This window comes from Nostoc sp. UIC 10630, assembly GCF_010747425.1.
In the GTDB taxonomy this organism is placed as follows: Bacteria; Cyanobacteriota; Cyanobacteriia; order Cyanobacteriales; family Nostocaceae; genus Nostoc.
This window is the reverse complement of sequence record NZ_JAAGOG010000039.1, coordinates 1-21,180: the sequence shown is the minus strand read 5'-3', so window position 1 is coordinate 21,180 and position 21,180 is coordinate 1. Positions and strand designations below refer to the sequence as shown.

The following is a 21,180-nucleotide window of genomic DNA, read 5'->3' as shown; positions in this document are numbered from 1 at the left end:
GACTATTTTTGATTATACAAATTGTCTCACATTACACTTATCTTAAGTATTAAAGTCAATAATTATACAATGTAAATTCAAAATTATACAAAAACCATACAAAAATCATACAATTTATCAGCATTACGGTGGCTGAAGTTTTCACAAACTTCATGGAAAATTAATTGTATACAAGTACTACAGTAGCGATCGTACTCAGCAGAGACGCGCGTGAATCCACTCTCAACAGAAACACGTACAGCAAAACTGGGACAACAGCGAATCGCCCAATCTACAATAGGCAGCATTATGGTTATGATTACCGCTACTACTCCTAAAATTCTGATTGTTGATGACGACTTCGGCGTGAGAAATCTCGTTCATCGTTTTTTGAGTCGGAAATATCAAATAGAGGCAGCAGCAGATGGTAAGACTGCCTTATCGATGTTTGAGCAATTCAACCCAGCCTTAGTAATTCTGGATTGGAATTTGCCGGATGTTAATGGTTATAGCCTTTGTCAAGAAATGCAGAGTCGTACTAATGTTTTAGTGCTGATACTGACTAGTAGGACTGATGAGGCTGATAAAATTAAAATCTTGAGTGCAGGTGCTGATGATTTCATGACTAAACCATTTAGTCTTGCAGAAGTAGAAGTTAGAGTAGAAGCTCTTTTGAGGCGGATACGCTATATCAACCCTTCACCAACACAACGGATCATTTTCAAGCAGCTAGTAATTAACCCAGAAGGACGGGAGGTAATACTAAACGATAAGCTTCTCGCTTTAACAGCACTGGAATTTAATATTTTACATTTTTTGGCAAGTCATCCTAATCAAGCTTGGAGTCGTCCACAGTTAATCCAAAAAATCTGGGGTTGCGACTACGTAGGAGATGGCCGGGTAGTTGACGTACATATTGGTCAGCTTCGCAAGAAGATGGAAGTCGATCCTAGCGTACCAGAGTTTATTAAAACTGTACGCGGCTATGGTTATAAGTTTGAAGCACCCGACGAAAATACTACTTCCTGAGCTTTGCGATTTCAGGAGTAGTTTATAACAAAGAATGACTCATCTGAGTCAGCATTAGTCTTATTGTTTACTTAAATACTTTTACTGAGGCTTGACCGTATAACTTGCGTTAGTTTGGAGCGTTGATACAAACAGATTTGGTGATTTCGTGTCTGATCAAGCCTCAGATAGTAACTTTATTGCTTTTAATATATCGTCTCAAGATAAGTTTCAGAAAAATCAAAACTTACAAACTTTGTCCGAAGTTTCGCCTATAGGTAAAATTTGGGATAAGCATAGAGCTAATACTGATAAAGTTTTGTATTATTACGCCAAAGCAGACGAACATTATTTTCACCAGTATGCTTGGCGCATGAAAATATGTTCCGAGTTGCTGAAATTGCAATTAGTACCAGACGAATCGGAAGGTATTCTCAAGTTAAAGTTATCCGATGCCCGATTTTGTAGGGTTCGTCACTGTCCGGTTTGTCAGTGGCGGCGATCGCTAATGTGGAAAGCAAGAGCTTACAAAATTCTCCCACAGGTTGTAACTGATTATCCCAACTACCGTTGGCTGTTTGTCACCTTAACTGTAAAAAATTGCCAGTAGAGCGATCGCTGTTGGGGGTATACTCAGGCAGTATATGCGCGAATTAGAGGAGAAAAACCAAGACCTCATTGATGAAAGTGAAGAGACAGATGAGGTGGATGGAAAAAGTTTGTAGTTTCGATGATAAGCTCAAAAAGGTTCAAGTAATAAATTATAATTTTCACATATACTGTTAAATGACAGCTTGCAAAATTAGGAAACACAAAACCCAGACAAACAACTAGTGAATGACTGGGATATTCAAATTAGCTTCACTCGAAATTAGGAAATAACTTCGAGGGGCAATTTATAAACTGTAAAAATAAATTGGTAAGGTATAAGAGGATGTTTGAAAAGTCCTCCAGCGTGTGTTTCACTACCCTGGCTACCGAGAAACTGCTACGAGATAATCAGAGTTTTGGGATTTGACATTGCACCTCTGAGTCGCACTTGAGGATTAATCCGACCCTTTTCAAACATCCTCTAAGACTGAGCGATTTAAACTGTCCTTAAAAAATCACCTCATACTGACTTCACTGTTACTGCTAGCTGTAATCCCAATGCATCCAGTAATTTCCTCAGACAATAAAATTCAATTTCTCCTTGCTCAGATAACATCAAGTCGAGTTGCTCATAGGATTGTTTAACTTGCGCTGGAAACTGATCAATTCCACCCTGTGCCTCAATTACATTCTTGAGCGCTTTTCCTAACATTTTAGGATCGCCCTCTTCTAGAACTACTTCGATATAAGATGCTGCTTCTAGTGGATCTTGGAGATGTTTAACTCGGTCAAGTCTGGCTCTTATTTTAGCTTTTGATTTTCTATCTCGCAGAGAATCAAGCCACTCATCAAAAATATTCTTTCCATCTACTGTCAGATAATTCCTAATTTCTCTTGGTTGCACTTCCATGATTCTTTGGACAAGTCTATTTATAAATCATGAAATAATTCATAGTTTTCTCGCCGCTAACCTTTGACTAACCAACTCAGCCGCTAAATGTATTGCTACTTTCATACTCGTAGCATCAGCAATTCCCTTACCCGCAATATCAAACGCTGTTCCATGATCCGGTGAAGTCCGAACGAAAGGAAGACCAATAGAAGTATTAACTGCCCGATCAAATGCCATCAGCTTCACAGGAATTAAACCTTGGTCGTGGTAAAGTGCCAAGTAGCCATCAGCCGGATTTTGGACTAAAGAATTTCCATACCAAGCTTGACCAGGTTTAACCCACATCGTATCTGGCGGTATTAGCCCATCTAGTTGTAATTGTGGTCGTTTTTGCCGCTCTTGCTCCAACCAGGGAATTAACCAATCCTGTTCTTCATGTCCAAGTTGTCCCTGTTCGCCACTGTGAGGATTCAAACCTGCGATCGCAATTCTCCCATTTTCTATCCCAAAATCTTTCTCCAAACACTCCACCAGCAAATCCAATTTCTGTGTCAACAATTGTGGTGTCAATGTATCCGCTACTTGACGGAGGGGAATATGTGTGGTAGCAAGTAAAGCGCGGAGTGTCCAGTTAGTATGGGGCGATCGCGCCACAAATAACATCCCAAAGCGGTCAACACCTGACTTGTGTGCCAAAAGTTCCGTTTGCCCTGGATAATTATACCCGGCGGCTTTCCAAGCAGATTTAGCGATCGGCCCCGTGACTATCCCATCAAATTTACCAGCGAGTGTTTGTGCGATCGCACATTCCATATAAGCAAAACTAGCCGCACCACTAGCCGCATTACCTATTCCTGGAATAATTTGACCTTTAATTTTTCCATCCAATTGCACATCACTAACAGACAACTCTTCTGGATTTGCCAAAGGTGCTAAATTCTCGATTAAATTCAATTTGTGATAAGTCTGTGCCAGCAAATCCCCATTACCCACCACTGTTACGTCGTATTTTTTACTAATTTCCGGTTCTGCTAAAGCTTTTAAAATCACCTCCGGCCCAATACCTGCCGGATCTCCCAGCGTCAGCGCCAAACGTGGGCGATTCTTTTTGCTAAAATTCACTAAATCACCTTGATTATTTTGATACATAAAATTTATTCATAATTATTATCATTAAAATTTTCCCCATCCCCCTCATCTCCCGCTCTACAGTAGGGATTGCCCCCCAAACCAGTAGGGATTACTTGCTAAACTAGTTTAAAATTATTTACACAGGTCTAATCCTACAGTAACTATTGAAAAGCTTCTGCTAGACCTAGTTTACACACACTAATTTGCATAAGGAGAATCACACCAATGGGCGGCGAAATTTTGAATGCAGCTATATTGTCCTTCGGTTTAATCTTCGTGGGCTGGGGCTTAGGCGCATTGTTACTGAAAATTCAAGGCGGAGAAGAATAACTTCTACGGTAATTGAGTATTGAGAGGGAAGAGGTTTTCCTCTGCCTTGAAAAGTTCTGTTCGCCCCAAGCTGGCGTTCATACTTTTCGCTAACTGGGAAAAAAGCTTGTCCGTTTACCGGACAGCGATTTTCCCATGAATTCTTCCATAACAAACGATTTTCTTAGAAAAGATGTAAACTTTTGTTTACATAGGTTATTCTGATAACATTCTTTTCATAAAACATTAAAATTTATTACAAACCTCATGACATTATTAATCGTCGGTGCCACTGGCACCTTAGGAAGACAAGTGGCTCGTCGTGCAATCGATGAGGGATATAAAGTACGCTGCCTCGTGCGGAGTAGTAAAAAAGCAGCTTTTCTCAAAGAATGGGGTGCTGAACTTGTACCAGGAAATTTACGTTACCCCGATACCCTAGCGGCAGCATTAGAGGGTGTAACCCAAGTTATTGATGCGTCAACATCTCGTCCTACAGATTCACTGAGTATCAAGCAAGTGGACTGGGAGGGCAAAGTAGCATTAATTCAAGCAGCAAAAGCAGCAGGTGTAGAGCGCTTTATCTTCTTTTCAATTTTGGATGCGGATAAATACCCAGAAGTACCGCTAATGGAAATTAAGCGTTGTACAGAACTATTCTTAGCTGAGTCAGGCTTGAATTATACCATCTTGCGGCTAGCTGGTTTTATGCAAGGGTTAATCGGTCAATATGGGATTCCCATTTTGGAAGGACAGCCAGTTTGGGTGACAGGTAACTCTTCTCCCATTGCCTATATGGATACTCAGGACATTGCTAAGTTTGCAATCCGTGCATTGAGTGTGCCCGAAACGGAAAACCAAGCTTTTCCTGTAGTTGGTACTCGTGCATGGAGTGCAGAAGAAATCATCAACCTGTGCGAACGCTTATCTGGAAAAGATGCCAGGGTAACGCGGATGCCAATCAGCGTACTGCGTGCCGTGCGGGGCTTAATGCGGTCTTTTCAGTGGGGATGGAACGTGGCAGACAGGCTAGCGTTTACAGAAGTATTGGCTAGTGGTAAACAGCTAAATGCTTCAATGGATGAAGTATATACAGTTTTTGGTTTAGATCCGCAACAAACCACAACTCTAGAAAGCTATCTCCAAGAGTATTTCAGCCGGATTATGAAGAAGCTCAAAGAGGTAGACTACCAGAAAAATAAAAATAAAAAGCAGAAACCTAAAAAAACTCCTTTTAAACAGTCTTCAAAAGCCAATAGTCAATAGTAATTACAGAAGAGACATTAGTCATGAAACTCTACACTCTGGATATTTGACTCCAGATTAATGACTACATGACCCAAAATGTGTAAGGATTACATAATACAAAGCATCGCCTAAACTTGGATATTTGAGTGTGCCGAAAGCAGGCATTATCTACAATGACGTTAAACCGATAGCGGGTCGTGTCGCTATCGAGTTGAAAGACAAGCTAACCGCAGCCGGTTGGGATGTGTGTATCACATCAAGTATCGGTGGAATATTAGGCTACTCTAATCCAGATAGTCCTGTATGCCACACCCCCATTGATGGTCTAACGCCCCCTGGTTTTGACTCAGATATGGAGTTTGCAGTGGTGTTAGGGGGAGACGGCACTGTTTTAGCAGCGTCTCGTCAGGTAGCCCCCTGTGGTATTCCACTATTAACAGTGAATACCGGTCACATGGGATTTTTGACAGAAACTTTCCTGAATCAATTGCCCCAAGCACTTGAACAGGCAATGAATGGTGAGTATGAAATTGAAGAACGAGCCATGCTCACCGTCAAAGTATTTCGGGGAGATGCAGTACTGTGGGAAGCTCTCTGCTTGAATGAAATGGTTCTGCACCGAGAACCTTTGACCTCTATGTGCCATTTTGAAATTGCCATAGGTCGTCATGCACCAGTAGATATCGCGGCGGATGGTGTGATTGTTTCTACGCCTACTGGTTCTACAGCTTACTCATTGAGTGCTGGTGGCCCAGTCGTGACTCCTGGTGTACCTGTTTTACAGCTAGTACCCATTTGTCCCCATTCTCTAGCTTCTAGAGCATTGGTATTTCCAGATACTGAATCGGTGAACATTTATCCAGTCAACATTCCTCGGCTAGTGATGGTGGTGGATGGTAATGGAGGGTGTTATGTCCTACCAGAAGATAGAGTATATATGGAGCGATCGCAATATAGTGTGCGATTTATTCGCCTTCAACCGCCTGAGTTTTTCCGAATTTTACGAGAAAAATTAGGTTGGGGTTTACCACATATTGCCAAACCAACTTCGGTAGAATTACCGTAATGATTGGGCATTGGGCATTGGGCATTGGTTATTAATTCTTCTCCCTCAGTCCCACCCTGCGGGAAGCTAAAGCTACATCACCCTATTCTCTATGCCCAATGCCCAATTTACTGATTTCCGTCCAGAATTACTGGTACAGGGATGGTATTTGGAGTTAGTTATTAAGATTGCATCGGAGAATTCGATTGCTGACACCTGAACGTGCTAAAAGATTCTTAGCCGTGCGTCAAATCAGGATTGCTTCATCGTTAAAAACTCGTAATTGCACTTTATAACTGATGTAAAGATTTTCTCTGGAACATCTTTACAATCCCAAATCCAATATCCCAAATTGTTATGACAGTTGCTCCAAGTCCCTGTGTTTTGGTGATTGAAACCGATGAGAGCCTAGCAAATCAGCTTGCTTGCGATTTGCAAGAAGCTGGCTATGAATCGATATTGGCTCATGATGCGACCAGTGGTTTGCAATACTGTCGCGATCGCCAACCTGCTTTAATTGTTTTAGACCGGATGTTAGCAGGAGAATCAGGACTCTCATTGTGTAAAAATTTGAGAAGCACTGGTATGCGATCGCCTGTGTTGATTTTAATGGCAAGGGATACCGTCGATGATCGTGTAGCTTGTCTAGAAGCTGGAGCGGATGATTACATCCTCAAACCTTACCGCTCTGAAGACTTTTTGAAGTTAATTCGGCTCTACTTAAAACCCGATGTGGATACCACGGAGCAATTACGCTTTGGGGATCTTATTTTAGACATCGCAAGTCGCCGTGCTATCCACGGCGGTCGGGCAATTGACTTGACAATGAAAGAATTTGAACTATTAAAATTCTTAATGGAACATCCCCGTGAGGTGTTAACCCGCGAACAAATTTTAGAAAATGTTTGGGGTTATGACTTTCTGGGTGAGTCGAATGTCATTGAAGTGTACATCCGCTACCTGCGCCTCAAAATCGAAGATGAAGGTCAAAAGCGCCTAATTCAGACAGTGCGCGGCGTAGGGTACGTTTTAAGAGAATCCTAGTAGAGATGGCGAAAGTTTGCCTACCTTTGACAATGGGCTTAAGCCCATTGTCTAGTTAATTCAGCCTGAAAACGCCTGTGTATTACCAGACAAATAAAAGCGTGAGCTTTTTAGCTTAAATTCTGTAAAATTGAAATCTAAATTACAAAATCAAAAATAATTATGAATCGTTGGCTAGGTTTATTCTCAATGTTGCTGAGTGTTTTATTGATGGGCTGTTCTGTGCCAACAACGGCTAAACCTCCAACCCCCACGTCTGATTCTAAACCTCCAACCCCAGCGAGTTTAGGTCAAAAACTACCAATTTCTGCAAAAGCCATTCTTCCTAATGGCACAACTATTCAGCTAGAAGTCGCGAAGACACCACAACAGCAACAAATGGGGTTGATGTATCGACCAGCTTTACCAGATGACCGAGGAATGCTATTTGGGTTCGCTTCACCACAACCAGTTAGTTTCTGGATGAAAAATGTACCTGTAGCCTTGGATATGGTATTTTTACAGAACGGTGTAGTTAAATATATCCAATCTGCTGCACCTCCTTGTGCAAGTGAGCCTTGTCCTACTTATGGCCCCAACACACCAATCGATAAGGTAATTGAACTTCGCTCTGGAAGAGCTGCCGAATTGAAGTTGAAAGTGGGCGATATTGTCAAAATTGAGAGTTCTGAGACTTAGCTACTTTTCAAGGATAAAGATTTGGATAGTTGCTCTGTTCAGACCGTATACTACCTAAATCGATGTTTTTTTTGTAAAAAATGTCACGTGCTGTAGCAAAAAGTCATCTGTAACGCTACTATTTAAAAACTGTGGTAATAATGTAAAATTCTACTGTCTCCAATCTGAAATCGCGAACTTGAGGTTTGGTTGCAAAAATATTCCCTTCGGCGTAAGTGTAAATAGTCGCCAATAAGAGAGTATAGGTTATGGAATCTTTGTTACTACATGTGTAATTAAAAAAACTACACAAGTAAACAAGATGGAGTCATTGAATTAAGTAAAAATGCTGCTTGATAATTGAGCAGATGACAAGCCTCTCTTAAAGGCAAATCAAAAAAAACTGTGCTGGGGTGTATAGCCAATAACGGCACAGTGACAGATGAAATACTGGCTACTGGCTACCGAGCAATGGTGAACTGATATATGACAATACATTCTGCACAAGGAGGTGAGATTCAAATGTCACCATCAAAATATTCTCGACTGATTCATTTTTTGCAAGAAGATTTGGCAATTTCCACAGCATCGCTGGCGGTTGCACTGCGCCATCGGGAGCAAGACCCAGGCCCTTTGGCAATGATTCTTTGGCAGTATGGTTTGATTACTCTAGAACAGTTAGAACAAATTTATGATTGGCTGGAGACGGCATAATTTATGCCAATTTTGGGTTTTGGATTAAAAGTCTCTATCAAAAGGCTGTTACCGGAATCTCAAACAATACTATGTTATGCAAATTCTGGATCGTACTAAGTTGCCAAAGTTGGTATTGTTTGGTGTCAAATAAGCTGTGTGACTCTCTCAGAAGCAAATAATACTATCTAGGGCAAGTTGGTCTCATTTAAGATAATAAAAGTATGTCACATCAACTCTATCTTGTACAAAGGTTGATATATAGGTTTATTAACTCTGACGGTTTCTACTTATTTATATACAACAAATCAAAAGAGCGAGTTGATAATTTAACTCGCTCTTTTGATTTATTAGGACTGACTAAACACTTTAACTGCTGCTGCTATACCAGAACCAGGGGTGAAGTCTTTGTATCCAAGTTCTGTTAGGGTAACTTCTAAGGATGCTATACAGCTAAGGATATCGCGATCGCTCACAAAGCCCAAGTGACCAATGCGGAAAATCTTATTACTCAAATGGTCTTGACCACCTGCAAGGGCAATATCAAAGCGTTTTTTCATCAATGACCGAATCTTATCCGATTCAATTCCCTGTGGTGCTACAGCCGTAATCGCCGGACTAGCGGAACTATCTGCTGCAAACAGAGGCAAATTCAACCCTTGAATGGCGGCGCGGGTAGCATTTTTCAGCCGTTCATGTCGAGCAAATATTGACTCTAATCCTTCCTCTTTCATCATTCGCAACGTGGTGTGTAACGCTACGATCAAGTTCACGGGTGGAGTAAATGGAGTTGTATTTTTGGCTGTGGCTTTGCGATATTTGCCTAAGTCCAAATAATATTTCGGTAGTTTCGCAGTTTTGTAAGCTTCCCAAGCTTTGGGACTAACAGAGACAAAACCCAATCCCGGCGGAATCATATAACCTTTTTGAGAACCGGAGGCGACTATATCCAAACCCCAAGCATCTACCGGGAGATTGAATGCACCCAAGCTTGTGACGGCATCAACGATAATCAAAGCTTCACCGTGTTCTTTCACATGGCGGTTGATGCTTTCTAGGTCATTCAATACACCTGTCGAGGTTTCACTGTGGGTAATGATTACAGCTTTAATTTGCTTTTGGGTATCTGCTTGGAGTTTTTCGGCAAATACTGCGGGGTCTAAGGGTTTTCCCCATTCCACCTTAACTTCTTCTACATTCAAACCGTAGGCTTGGCCAACTTCTACCCAGCGTTCGCCAAATTTACCATTAGAGCCAACTAAAATGCGATCGCCTGGAGAGAGAAAATTAATTATTCCAGCTTCTACAGCACCCGTACCACTGACATTCAGTGTCAGCACATCACTTTGAGTTTGGTGCAACCACTTCAGGTTTTCCGTCACCTCTGCCAAGATGTTGCTAAATTCACTGGTACGGTGTCCAATCGGATGCTTGGCTAATGCCAGTAAAGCAGCTTCTGGCACCGGGGTTGGGCCTGGAATCATTAGCATCAGCTTATCGTTCATGTGTCTATCCTAAAAGTCAAATAAAAGTCAAAATTGTGGGAAATTGGTTTAGTCTGGTAGCAAATTTTAGATATTCATCTACAAATTACACTCAGATCGCCACCAGTCTTGTTGTATATTTTCCAAATCCATAGGAAAAGTATCGTGGGAGTTAATGATCGGTCAGCTTGACCTTCGCAATTTCTACGAGACTCCAACTCAAATAAAACCTCTGTTCCAGGCAATCTTACCATACACTTAGACACCAGGTTAAGGCGTGTGCTAGTAGGGGAGTAGCTAAAATAGCTGAGGCTGAAGCGTCCATTTAAGCTCTCCCAATTTTAGGTATAGATATTATAAATTCTTTAATCTTCCCCATCATCGGCCTCAGTTGTTTTGATAGAAATATGCGAAATCGATTTAAATATCGTGGAAATCGTCGGTGAAAAAGCTCTGTTTTGCTTCAACCAAGGAAGTAACCGCCTACACTATGCGGAAGAGTTAGATGTCATCGTTTGCTAAGAGATAAAAGATACCCAACCAAAAGTTTTCAATCTGCCTAGGTAGAAGATTTGTTCTTTGGTTCTCATTCTCTAAAGAATAGCTTTATCTATTGAGGAGGTGATGATTTTATTGCAGTCTAAATCGCTTTCATGCAGATATATAAGCCATCTCAGGCTTACTTGATGGCGATTTTTCACTGATACCTTCCAGTTTATTTGCTGCTAAATTTGAGATATTTATGCTGCTAATTGCTGCACATTTTGAAGCTTTACTCAAAGGCAGGCAATGCCTATGCCTACGCTAATCAACTATAAGTTTTTATACTATACTTACAAACTTGCTACAATTGTGCTTAGTTTCGTTAGTTACCATTCATGGTGAGTCGTTTTTAACTAGTGTTCAGTTCATAAACTGTCACTCACCAGATCCCCGGTTTTCTTGTAAAAGAGATATTCTTAGTTAGTGCAAGGAGTGATACCATTTCACCAAATGTTTGTCACAAGTTATCCCCGCAATACTCCCTGATAAGGGGGTGTTGCAGATTTCAAATGTTGCATCAAACAAGTGAGTTGGTATAAGCTTTTACGGGGAAGCGCTTGAGTGAGCAAAACTCTCAAGCGCTTTTTCGTGTATAAATAAAACAGTTTAACTCTTTGAACGATAATTATAGATGTTTTTAAATACACACATACCAGAGAAAGAGACTACTGTTACAATATTTTTTGCAACAGATTCTTGATGGTTTTAACATCCGTGCATTCCATCAAAATCTTTTTAAGTGACTGGACGTACCACACGAATTAGTTTTCCTTGCAACGCTTGTTCTGCTGTGACAGTCTCATCTATCCGTGATGCAAACTGTCCCCAATTACGATTGTTCGTACAAACAATAATACCGAAGTGGTTAGAATCACGACGATGCAAACGGATAAAATCAATTCTGTTGATAGTTAATATCGAGGGTTCTTGACTTACAGCAAATGCTAGCACTTCCTCATCAGGTACACCTTGGTCTGCATTTTCTGCTTCTTGAACTGTCAAAACATCATGTCCCAAAGCGCGTAATAATTCCACAACTGGAAATGGAAACTGCTCATCTGCGTAAAACCTTGCCATCGACTGGGCTACCTCATTACGCTCAATTGCCAATTAGATTTCATTAAGATGAGCTTCTGCGTATACCCAAGCATTGGCTAAATCTGTAGCTGTAATAGTTGGATAGCTCGTTAAAAGGTCAGCATCACTATATCCAAGACGGCTAGCTTCCACAAGTACCCAGACAGGAATACGAGTTTTAGCGATACGAGCCTCTCCACCACAGACTTTAGGAGTTTTCTCAATTCCTTGCCAATTGTTGCCGAGGCTTTGAGCAAGTAACTGTATAGCCTGCAATTTTTCACGCTTGTCTGAGGGCAAGAAGTTGTTGTTCTAACTCTTTGAGTGTCACGGATGTAAATCCTTTGGTGTTTTGGAAGTCTTGAGCAACTGGTGTAGTCTAGAGGGAAAGACATTTCAGGTTTTCAGTGCATAAATCCTAAGCATATCTCTTCCCTCTACTTTTAGCTGACTACAAAATTCACTAACTTTCCAGGCACTACAATTACCTTCTTAATCTCTTTGCCTTCAATGTAACGCTGGGCAATTTCTGATTCACGAGCGTATTTCTCCAACGCTGCTTTATCTGCTTGTGCTGGTACTTGAATCGCGCCACGAGTTTTGCCCATAACTTGAATCACTAAAGTGATTTCATCAGCTACCAAAGCAACAGGGTCAAATGATGGCCAAGTTTGAGTGTGAACTGAATCACTTTCACCCAACAAATGCCACAATTCATCAGCAATATGTGGTGCAAAGGGTGCGAGTAACATCACCAAAGTCCGAATACCTTCTGCGTAAATTGGTGAATTTTTGTCGGCATCACTTAGGGCATTACTCAACTTCATCAATTCGGAAATAGCTGTGTTGAATTGATATTCGTCTTCCACGTCTTCCGTTACCGCTTGAATAGCCGTGTGAATCGTCCGCCGTAATTCTTTTTCAGCCTTAGTTAAATCAGAGAGTTGAGCTTTTTTACGAGATACCCCAGCAGTAATATAATCCGTCACCAAACGCCAAACCCGATTTAAAAAGCGGAATTGTCCTTCCACATCGGCTTCATCCCATTCCAGGTCTTTTTCTGGCGGCGCTTTGAACAAGATGAACATCCGCGCTGTGTCTATACCGTATTTGGTAACTACATCTTCTGGCGCGACACCGTTGCCCTTTGATTTAGACATGGTGGCGTAGAGACGTTGCAAAGGTTCGCCTGTCTGAGGGTCACGAGGGTCAGCAGAATTGACCAGATTAGAAGGAATCCATTTATCCTTACCGCCCTTATTGGGATTTAGATAAGTTAAACCCTGTACCATCCCTTGAGTTAACAGACGTTGGAAAGGTTCATCAAAGTTCAGTACCCCTCTGTCGCGCAGTACCTTAGTAAAGAACCGCGAATATAACAAATGTAAAATCGCGTGTTCAATCCCACCCACGTACTGATTCACTGGCATCCAGTCATTAACTTTACTGGAATCAAAAACCTGTTGTTCATTTTTAGCGTCAGGGAAGCGCAAGAAATACCACGAGGAATCAATAAAAGTGTCCATCGTGTCAGTTTCGCGCTTCGCTGGAGTGCCGCAAGTTGGACAAGGTACATTTACCCAGCTTTCTAACTGAGTTAAAGGTGAACCCCCACGTCCAGTAAATTCCACTTCTTCTGGCAACTGGACTGGCAAATCTTTGTCAGGTACTGGCACTATTCCACAGTTTGGACAGTGAATTACAGGTATCGGTGCGCCCCAGTAACGCTGCCGGGAAATTAACCAATCCCGCAAGCGATATTGCACCCGCACTTTACCAAAACCTTGTTTTTCGGCGTATTCAATTATGGCTTGTTTAGCGTCTGTGGAAGATATACCAGTAAAAGCCCCAGAATTAATTAAAATTCCTGGTTCAGTGTATGCCTGTTTATAGTCAACTTCGACAAGTTGTGTGATTCCATCAATCTCTGATGTTGGAGTTAAGTCAAAACCTGCAACATCATCTGGGGAAGCGATGACAAAATTAATTGGTAAATCGTAATTTTTAGCAAACTTAAAATCTCGGACATCGTGTGCGGGTACACCCATCACTGCCCCAGTACCATACTCATACAGTACATAGTCAGCAATCCAAATAGGCACTTCTTCCCCTGTAAACGGGTTAATTGCCACCCCACCTGTGGGGATACCTCGCTTAGGTTTGTCTTCAGAAGTACGTTCCAACTCACTTTGATTAGAAACCTCTTTAATAAAGACTTCTACCGCCGCTTGTTGTTCTTTTGTGGTAACACGATTTGTTAAGGGATGTTCTGGTGCTAATACTAAATAACTGACACCATAAACGGTATCTGGGCGCGTGGTATACACGGCAATTTTTTCATCTATCCCGATAATGGGAAATTCCAAATAAGCGCCTGTGGATTTACCAATCCAGTTTGCCTGCATCAATTTGACCCGTTCTGGCCAACCTGTCAACTTATCTAAGTCATTGAGTAATTCTTCGGCATAGTCAGTAATCTTAAAAAACCACTGCCGTAACAATTTGCGCTCAACTATTGCACCACTGCGCCAGGAACGTCCTTCGTTATCAACTTGCTCATTTGCTAATACAGTTTGGTCAATGGGGTCCCAGTTTACGGCTGCTTCTTTTTGGTAAGCTAACCCTGCTTGCAAAAACTGCAAGAAAATCCATTGTGTCCACTTGTAATAATCTGGTGAACAAGTAGCTAGTTCACATTCCCAATCAATTGATAAACCAAGACGCTGCAATTGCTGCCGCATCTGGGCAATATTCTGATAAGTCCACTTTGCTGGCGGTACACCACGGTCAATAGCGGCATTTTCTGCTGGCAAGCCAAAGGCATCCCAACCCATTGGGTGTATTACCCGATACCCTTGCATTCGCTTGAGGCGGGCAATCACGTCAGTAATGGTATAATTACGGACGTGACCCATGTGTAGGCTGCCCGATGGATAAGGGAACATGGATAAGGCGTAGAATTTTGGCTTGTTGCTAGCTGAAGGTGTTTTATCTAAGCCAAGTTCTAACCATGTTTTCTGCCATTTTTCCTCAATCGCTGCGGGGTTATATCGGGAATCCACCAAAAATTCTCCTAATGGGTCTGTCGTAGGTTAACCTTTTATGTCAACCTCTTAGGTTAACCTATATTGTAGGTCAACTAATCACAGATTTATATAATTGAGCATCAGCCAAATTATGCCTGAACTGCTAGTGTTTCAGGTATGGCAACAGTCATTTGATAAAGGTTTAGATGGTTGAATTAAATATAAAATTTTCTGATTTGGTGCGGGTTTTTGTCTACGGCACACTCAAACCAGGTGAGGCTAACTATAAAAAATACTGTGCTGGCAAAGTAGTTGATGTCAAAAGAGTTTTTGTAGAAGGTAGATTGTTTGCTCTGCCAATGGGCTACCCAGCAATGACGCTGGGAAATAGCAAAGTTTACGGATATTTACTTTCTTTTCCCAACACAAGAATTTTAAATGAGCTAGATGTGCTGGAAAATTACCAGCCCACTAGACAACCCTCAGAAAACCTCTATAATCGGCAAATTATCGAGGTTTATAAACCACAGTCGCTCTTTCTGGGTTGGGCTTGGGTTTATTTAATGGCTCTAGAGCAAGTTGCCCAACTAGGAGGATTACTCCAACCTGACGGCTGGTGGAGTGGCTGTGGTTTAACTGCAAAGCACAATTACGAGCTGTGAACCGTTAACTTTGCAATTAGTTTATGTCCTGTTTGGAGTCGTGCCGTTGTGGTTGTACCGGATAAATTGGATTTTTTGGAGAAGCTACTGCTGCTTTAGGAATCTCAATTACCGGGTTATTTAGTCCCACCATCAGAGGAGAAGGTGGAATTATAGACGCTGAGGATGTTTGAATCGGTTCTTTTTGTGGTCGTTGCGCCAGTTGCGGCACATTCAAACCACCAGGTACTAAGCTAGATACTGCACCGATTACGCAAGCAGCAACGGCTGCACCTCCCGCCATCCAGTTTAAACGGGAACGGCGGCGCAAACGTGTGAATACTTGCTGAACTGTTGCTTCTGGTGACTCTTGGGCTGTGGTGGGGACTGGAAGAGTCCGCAAGCCTTGGCGCAGCTTTAACAGTCGGGCATACAAGCATTGAACCGAGGCATCATTTGCCAGCCATTCTTCTACTTGCCTGCGTTCAGGGGCTGTGACTTCACCATCAAGGTAAGCACTCAATAACTCGAAGCGATCGCGCTTCACCATATCCATAAGACCCGTTGATTCATTGGTATGCTTGGCCATTCCATCTGACAAATCTTGAGGAAGTTGCAAAGAAGAACGGTCGTAAAACTGAGAATCAGTAGTCATCTTAACATTATTACCAATTCATACACGGGTAAACTGGGCGGGAATTTCGGGAAAATTAGCCATTTTTCCTTCTTAAGATAGAAGTGATCTACGTCTTTATGCTAATTCTTAATCTATGCTTAAATTCTGTCATTGGGCAGAGGCAAGATGCTGTAAATTAGGAGTCTAGATAATTCTGCAAGTGAGCTTGCAGCCTCGATCTAGCTCTGGCTATTCTTGACTTCACAGTTCCTAAAGAAACTCCAGTGATTTCAGCAATTTCTTCATAAGCCATGCCCTCGATTTCTCTCAGGACAATGGTAGTACGAAAGACTTCTGGTAAATCCGCGATCGCTTCCCGCAATTGCTCGTAAAATTCTCTAGTTGTCAGTTCTTCTTCAGGCCCGGGAGTATCGCCAGCGATTTCCCAATCCATCTCACCGTCCTCTAACGAGCGGGGAGCATCCAGTGATAAAGGGCTAACAACCCGCTTGCGTTTCCGTAACTCATCGTAAAACAAGTTGGTGGCAATGCGGCTTAACCAGCCCCGAAATTTAGCAGGCTCTTGTAATCGGTTAATATTCCGATAGACTCGAATCCAAACTTCTTGAGCTAAATCGGCTCTGTCAGACCAATCTGGAGCTAGGTGGTAGAGAACTCTATCAACTTGACTTTGATAGCGGCGTAATAGTTCTGAAAACGCAACACGATCTGGCCGCAGTCCCGCTTGACAGCGCAAAATTAAATCGTGGTTAGGGAGTTTGTCAACTTGCACTGATGCTTCTGGATACTTTGCATCAACCGTTGACCAGGATACAGTAATCGACTGACTCATAGATCGTACTGGCTCTAAATCATCCCTATCTATTAGACCTGCTAATGGGACAGAAGTTCCATGCTAAGGTGACGGATTTATGACTGGAACACGGAGGCAGACAATTTTGGATACATTTATAGCAATAAGGTGAGCCACTTTTTCCTTATACTGCTCGCATAGTTGCCCTTACAACCATCAACTCAAAAAAGCGCAGCAATATGCACATTTTAGTACTTTTAGCAACTGGGTATATACGCTTGATAAAAATAATTAAATCTGGTTATTAAGGATGAAGAGAAAAATTTTGTAATTCTACCTTCTTGATACCTTTAAAATTCAGGTAATAATTTCTGGGAGTTGGGTTGCTGTGGTTACTATAATGGTGATTTATTTTTTTGATTTTGTTACCAGAATAGTTGCTGATTGTTCTAGTTGTGACCCGTAAATAGCACCAGAGTTATGTTGCTCTGGTACACGAACTTGAAAAAATAAATTGAGGGAAAATGTAATTGTGACCGCTAGCAATAGTTTTTCAAACATGGTTTTTCTCCCGCCGACACCACTAATCATTGATTGCTACATTGCAAAAGTTCCGCCAGAAAGTCTAAGTATTGGCTTACAACCCCCAGAACTTTGGAGGAATGAGGTTGGTCACTTGAAGTTTTGCTGCTGGGACAATTTGCATAGTCTTAGTTTGCCCAGAGGTGTTGGCAGATTTATAACGGAAATGATAAGTATTGATAAATTTTTGATAATCGGATGATGAACACATCCAATTTCTCGGCTGGATATGTCAGGGATAAACAATAGGCGATGGCAATGGTAAGAAACGAATCTGTAGGGCGGATGGTAATGTTGCTCTGTTTTGGCACAGCATTTTTATCTTTAGCTGTCCATTGGCGCATTACTACGGCACAACGGCAGTCTGATAAGTCTGCATCTACTTCGATGCGGCGAGATTCTACCCTAACCAATCCCAAGGGAAGCCGCTCAGAGGAAGTCTACAAGAATCTGTCACAAGTGAGTTTAGGGGAAATTGCGCTGGGTGCATCTGTGCCACCTGCTGAAGTTGCCCAAGGCTCAAGTGTTCAGAGGGCGGTTACACCAAAGTCCTCTGCTATTAAGCCTCGAACTAAGTCGAAAATAATTAAGAAGAATGTAGCTAAAGCAACGACTCGCAAGGCTTCTACACTCAAATATTCTGCGATTAAGTCGAAAATAATTAAGAAGAATGTAGCTAAAGCAACGACTCGCAAGGCTTCTACACCAAAATCTTCTACTATCAAGCCTCAAACTCAGCCGAAAACAATTAGAAATAATGTAGCTCAAGCAACTGAACTACCAATTAAGATGCAGCTGGTGGCGCAAGCCGAAAGACAAAATCCAGTTGTGGATAGTTGGCCAAAAGGTTTATGGTCTAAGGCTTCAGCCCAACAAGCACCATCCGCATCTGATAGTCTGGCAGATGGCAAAACGCAAGTGGTGGTTGATTTAAGCGATCGCCGCACTTACGTATATGCAGGAGATGAGGTAATAGCTAGCTACCCAATTGCTGTAGGTAAGAAAGGTTGGGAAACGCCCACAGGTTCTTTCCAGGTGATCCACATGCGACACTATCCAATCTGGCGGCACCCAATTACAGGCAAAGTATTTGAGGCTGGTACGGATAGTCCCTTGGGAGACAGATGGATTGGTTTTTGGTCAGATGGACGCAATGAAATTGGCTTTCATGGTACGCCGGAAATTGACCTGGTAGGAACAGCTGTATCCCACGGTTGTTTAAGAATGCGTAATTCTGATGTCAGAATGCTTTATGAGCAAGTAAGTATAGGGACAACAGTACTGGTACGTAATTAATTAAGAGTCATTAGTCATTAGTCCTTTGTCTAAAACAAATGACAAATGACAAATGACAATGACTATTGAAATTATAATTTTTGCTCAAAATTAGGTGCGTATGTCTGGAGTAAGGCACTAACCTGGCGTACAACCTCATTACCAGTATTTTTGCCCAAAGCTTGCCGTTCTGGGAAGAAATTGGGTCGATCTAGGTAACGATTAATCGCTTCACTCACTTGCTGAGAAATTAATTCTTGCAGTTCTGCCTGAGCCGTTTGGCGCTGGAAGCTAGCACCCTCTTCTGTAGTAGCATACAAAGGTGGTAGTCGATTGAGAGCATAAGCAGCAATATCTCCTACATCTAGAGAACTTTCGCTGGTGGCTTCAATTTCTGCGACTCTGGCGATCGCTTCTGTCAATACCAATTCTTCCATAACGTTAATGAATTGTTTGCGAGGTACCGCCACTACCTCACCAGTCAATAGCGCTCCCATGAGCCGATCCAGCGCCATATACTCTTCAATTGAGAGTTCCGAGGCGTTATCACAGATTCTACCGACTTCTGCTTCCATTGCTGGTGTTAAATAACCATCCTGGAGAGCTTGTTCTACAATTTTTTCGATACTCATAACACTTATCATCATTTATGTTGGCCAAGCAAGGTAGGGACGGTATCAATCCAATTGATTTTGCTTAATCTTCAGCAAAAAAAACACAAATTACGCACAGACGCGATTATTCCGCCTCTACTAATTAACGACCTTAGTTCGCCAAGGTGTTGGATCAACAGATTGTCCGTTGACATACAGACCCCAGTGCAAATGTGGACCTGTGGAAGCACCTGTTGAACCAACTGCACCAATTAGTTGACCAGCTTTCACAAGATCACCTTCTTTAACGTTAATACGACTCAGGTGCATGAAAATACTGGTTACTCCTTGACCGTGGTCAATGCCAACTACGTTACCGTGTATCCTAAACCCTTGGGATACCCTACCCACCAAAGCAACTCGCCCAGCAGCTGGGGCAATCACCGATGAACCGGCAGCACCAGCGTAGTCAAGACCACGATGATAGTAGTCCTTTGCAAATGTACCATTATAGTAGCGACGAACACCATAGGTTGTACTCATTCGCCCTGCATTTGGTTTCAGAAATACTCCATTCCAATACTTTTCTGGTGTTTTTAATGCTTTAAAAGCCGCTACACGCTTAAGTTCGTATTCTGTGGCATCTACTCCGGCTTTGCCAGGTGGCAAAGTAATGCGTTGTACAGGGAACTTGCGATTAAGCACATTCACTGCCAAGTTTTGGACTTGACCATCCCCTACAACGCGAAGTGTTCTAGTTCCAGGTTTTTCTAGGGGAGTTGTGGGAACAAAAGCCCGATACTGATTGGGGGCAATTTGAAAGGCTGGGTATGTATTATTACCATTCGCTACTGTTGGATTTGTACCATTCTCAGGATTATCTAGATTAATCTCTACCGAGAGTGTATCCCCTAATTTAGGACTAGTTGGAGTCACCTTTACTTGTAAAGCATCTACAGGCAATGCCAAGGTGATAGGGAGAACAGCAAATATTCCCATTAACACATTTATTGCAAGGCGATTGGCTGTCAAACTTTTGACATCAAAACCGAGCAACTTCTGGTTTGAACTACTAGCACTATTCTCAATAATCATAGAGCTACAAAAATTCCTTGCTTGTGTTGGAAAATAGACTAGCTTATTTTTACTCGTGTTTCCTCTTTGACGTAGATGTTTTTGAAACCCTCCAGAGACTTATAGACCTCAGAGTTACATCAGGTAGGAGATAAGAGAGAATGATTTGTAACTGTAATTTAGTTAGTTGGTATTAACTTTATGTATTACATTGACATTGGTAATGATCTTAAAATTTAACTAGATTGGAGGCAAAGACTCTATAAGTGTTTGCCAAGGTATCATTTATTAGGCAACAAAAGAAACACCTTGTGATTATACCCATTACATAATAATACTTGAAGAAAATCTTGGAATCAACTGGACACTTGTTTAACTGGACACTCGTACTAGATTGCTAAGTTAAAATTGGTGTAAGTAAATGGCGCAAGCCAGGTAAACCCTGACTTTTCACGGCATCTGCAAAACCTCTCTCTAAATCTCTCTCCTAAAAGAAGAGAGACTTTGAATTTTCACCCTTCCCGTGTCGGGAAGGGGGTTAGGTTTTTGGTGGACTTTTCCACATAATGTGAAAAGTCAGGGTAAACCAAGGGCAAAGTATTAGAAATAACCCTATTAAGCTTAGACAAAGTTCGATTTATTAAGTTATTGAGCATTTAATTTGCAAAAGTAGGGTAGGCAAGATACCTACCCTACAATAGTTTTTAGTAAAATATAGTGTGAAATTATATTATTTTTAATTTATCTAATTCTTAATCACCGTTTATACACTAATAACAGATATAGGAATCATATTTGATTTTTGAAAAAGACTACGAGATAATACTGAGGTAAATATCGGTCTAAGAGTGAACCATG

General features: G+C 41.7%; 21 protein-coding genes and 1 pseudogene. 10 read left to right on the top strand and 12 right to left on the bottom strand.

What is annotated here, in order from left to right; all coding sequences use genetic code 11:
• Window positions 1-83 precede the first annotated feature (83 nt).
• A complete protein-coding gene (locus tag G1O98_RS12305) occupies window positions 84-287 on the bottom strand; it encodes a hypothetical protein (RefSeq protein ID WP_163929075.1) in 204 nt (67 codons plus the stop codon).
• Between the two features lies 1 nt (window position 288).
• On the opposite strand from G1O98_RS12305, the gene G1O98_RS12300 reads away from it, so the two are divergent.
• Complete coding sequence (locus G1O98_RS12300) at window positions 289-1,008, top strand: response regulator transcription factor (RefSeq protein ID WP_163929074.1); 720 nt, start codon at window positions 289-291, stop codon at window positions 1,006-1,008.
• Window positions 1,009-1,156: 148 nt separating this feature from the next.
• Entirely contained in the window at window positions 1,157-1,597 is a 441-nt protein-coding gene (locus G1O98_RS41115) for a protein rep (protein WP_163929073.1), read from the top strand.
• A gap of 501 nt (window positions 1,598-2,098) precedes the next feature.
• Here G1O98_RS41115 and G1O98_RS39190 read toward each other — a convergent pair.
• Window positions 2,099-2,488: a hypothetical protein gene (locus tag G1O98_RS39190; RefSeq protein WP_243458419.1), complete on the bottom strand. Its 390-nt coding sequence runs from the start codon at window positions 2,486-2,488 to the stop codon at window positions 2,099-2,101.
• 39 nt (window positions 2,489-2,527) lie between these two features.
• Window positions 2,528-3,619, bottom strand: a complete 1,092-nt coding sequence (gene pdxA, locus G1O98_RS12285; RefSeq protein WP_163929072.1) for a 4-hydroxythreonine-4-phosphate dehydrogenase PdxA — start codon at window positions 3,617-3,619, stop codon at window positions 2,528-2,530.
• A gap of 207 nt (window positions 3,620-3,826) precedes the next feature.
• Here pdxA and G1O98_RS12280 point away from each other — a divergent pair, with 207 nt between their 5' ends.
• The 6 genes from G1O98_RS12280 to G1O98_RS12255 all read left to right on the top strand — a co-directional run bounded on the left by G1O98_RS12280 (window position 3,827) and on the right by G1O98_RS12255 (window position 8,618).
• Complete coding sequence (locus G1O98_RS12280; RefSeq protein ID WP_012410508.1) at window positions 3,827-3,931, top strand: PetM family cytochrome b6-f complex subunit 7; 105 nt, start codon at window positions 3,827-3,829, stop codon at window positions 3,929-3,931.
• Window positions 3,932-4,177: 246 nt separating this feature from the next.
• Window positions 4,178-5,176, top strand: coding sequence for an SDR family oxidoreductase (locus G1O98_RS12275; protein WP_163929071.1), 999 nt, complete (start codon window positions 4,178-4,180; stop codon window positions 5,174-5,176).
• Window positions 5,177-5,306: 130 nt separating this feature from the next.
• Window positions 5,307-6,224: an NAD(+) kinase gene (locus G1O98_RS12270; protein WP_163929070.1), complete on the top strand. Its 918-nt coding sequence runs from the start codon at window positions 5,307-5,309 to the stop codon at window positions 6,222-6,224.
• Between the two features lie 336 nt (window positions 6,225-6,560).
• On the top strand, window positions 6,561-7,247 hold the full coding sequence (nblR, locus tag G1O98_RS12265) for a response regulator transcription factor NblR (RefSeq protein ID WP_012410505.1): 687 nt from the start codon (window positions 6,561-6,563) through the stop codon (window positions 7,245-7,247).
• 162 nt (window positions 7,248-7,409) lie between these two features.
• Complete coding sequence (locus G1O98_RS12260) at window positions 7,410-7,925, top strand: DUF192 domain-containing protein (protein ID WP_163929069.1); 516 nt, start codon at window positions 7,410-7,412, stop codon at window positions 7,923-7,925.
• A gap of 465 nt (window positions 7,926-8,390) precedes the next feature.
• Window positions 8,391-8,618 (top strand): DUF2949 domain-containing protein, encoded by a 228-nt coding sequence (locus G1O98_RS12255; protein WP_012410503.1) that lies wholly within the window; start codon window positions 8,391-8,393, stop codon window positions 8,616-8,618.
• A 329-nt stretch (window positions 8,619-8,947) separates the two neighbouring features.
• Here the strand turns inward: G1O98_RS12255 and G1O98_RS12250 are convergent, their stop codons facing one another.
• The 4 genes and pseudogenes from G1O98_RS12250 to leuS form a co-directional block, all read right to left on the bottom strand.
• Entirely contained in the window at window positions 8,948-10,102 is a 1,155-nt protein-coding gene (locus G1O98_RS12250; RefSeq protein WP_163929068.1) for an alanine--glyoxylate aminotransferase family protein, read from the bottom strand.
• A 1,257-nt stretch (window positions 10,103-11,359) separates the two neighbouring features.
• A complete protein-coding gene (locus G1O98_RS12245) occupies window positions 11,360-11,701 on the bottom strand; it encodes a DUF5615 family PIN-like protein (RefSeq protein ID WP_163929095.1) in 342 nt (113 codons plus the stop codon).
• A gap of 33 nt (window positions 11,702-11,734) precedes the next feature.
• Window positions 11,735-12,032 (bottom strand): annotated as a pseudogene (locus G1O98_RS12240) (DUF433 domain-containing protein).
• Window positions 12,033-12,144: 112 nt separating this feature from the next.
• Entirely contained in the window at window positions 12,145-14,763 is a 2,619-nt protein-coding gene (leuS, locus tag G1O98_RS12235) for a leucine--tRNA ligase (RefSeq protein ID WP_163929067.1), read from the bottom strand.
• A gap of 170 nt (window positions 14,764-14,933) precedes the next feature.
• Between leuS and G1O98_RS12230 the strand changes: the two genes are divergently transcribed.
• Window positions 14,934-15,389: a gamma-glutamylcyclotransferase gene (locus tag G1O98_RS12230; protein WP_163929066.1), complete on the top strand. Its 456-nt coding sequence runs from the start codon at window positions 14,934-14,936 to the stop codon at window positions 15,387-15,389.
• A 16-nt stretch (window positions 15,390-15,405) separates the two neighbouring features.
• Here G1O98_RS12230 and G1O98_RS12225 read toward each other — a convergent pair whose 3' ends face one another.
• The 3 genes from G1O98_RS12225 to G1O98_RS38740 form a co-directional block, all read right to left on the bottom strand.
• On the bottom strand, window positions 15,406-16,023 hold the full coding sequence (locus G1O98_RS12225; protein WP_163929065.1) for a zf-HC2 domain-containing protein: 618 nt from the start codon (window positions 16,021-16,023) through the stop codon (window positions 15,406-15,408).
• Between the two features lie 157 nt (window positions 16,024-16,180).
• Window positions 16,181-16,837, bottom strand: a complete 657-nt coding sequence (locus tag G1O98_RS12220) for a sigma-70 family RNA polymerase sigma factor (RefSeq protein WP_114082966.1) — start codon at window positions 16,835-16,837, stop codon at window positions 16,181-16,183.
• Window positions 16,838-17,206: 369 nt separating this feature from the next.
• A complete protein-coding gene (locus tag G1O98_RS38740; protein WP_167306191.1) occupies window positions 17,207-17,359 on the bottom strand; it encodes a hypothetical protein in 153 nt (50 codons plus the stop codon).
• Window positions 17,360-17,638: 279 nt separating this feature from the next.
• Between G1O98_RS38740 and G1O98_RS39930 the strand changes: the two genes are divergently transcribed.
• On the top strand, window positions 17,639-18,676 hold the full coding sequence (locus G1O98_RS39930) for a L,D-transpeptidase family protein (protein WP_228058042.1): 1,038 nt from the start codon (window positions 17,639-17,641) through the stop codon (window positions 18,674-18,676).
• A gap of 71 nt (window positions 18,677-18,747) precedes the next feature.
• On the opposite strand, the gene G1O98_RS12210 is transcribed toward G1O98_RS39930, so the two are convergent.
• Together G1O98_RS12210 and G1O98_RS12205 are read right to left on the bottom strand one after the other, a co-directional pair.
• Window positions 18,748-19,287, bottom strand: a complete 540-nt coding sequence (locus tag G1O98_RS12210; RefSeq protein ID WP_041565537.1) for a late competence development ComFB family protein — start codon at window positions 19,285-19,287, stop codon at window positions 18,748-18,750.
• A 120-nt stretch (window positions 19,288-19,407) separates the two neighbouring features.
• Window positions 19,408-20,343, bottom strand: a complete 936-nt coding sequence (locus tag G1O98_RS12205; protein WP_163929064.1) for a M23 family metallopeptidase — start codon at window positions 20,341-20,343, stop codon at window positions 19,408-19,410.
• Window positions 20,344-21,180: the final 837 nt, after the last annotated feature.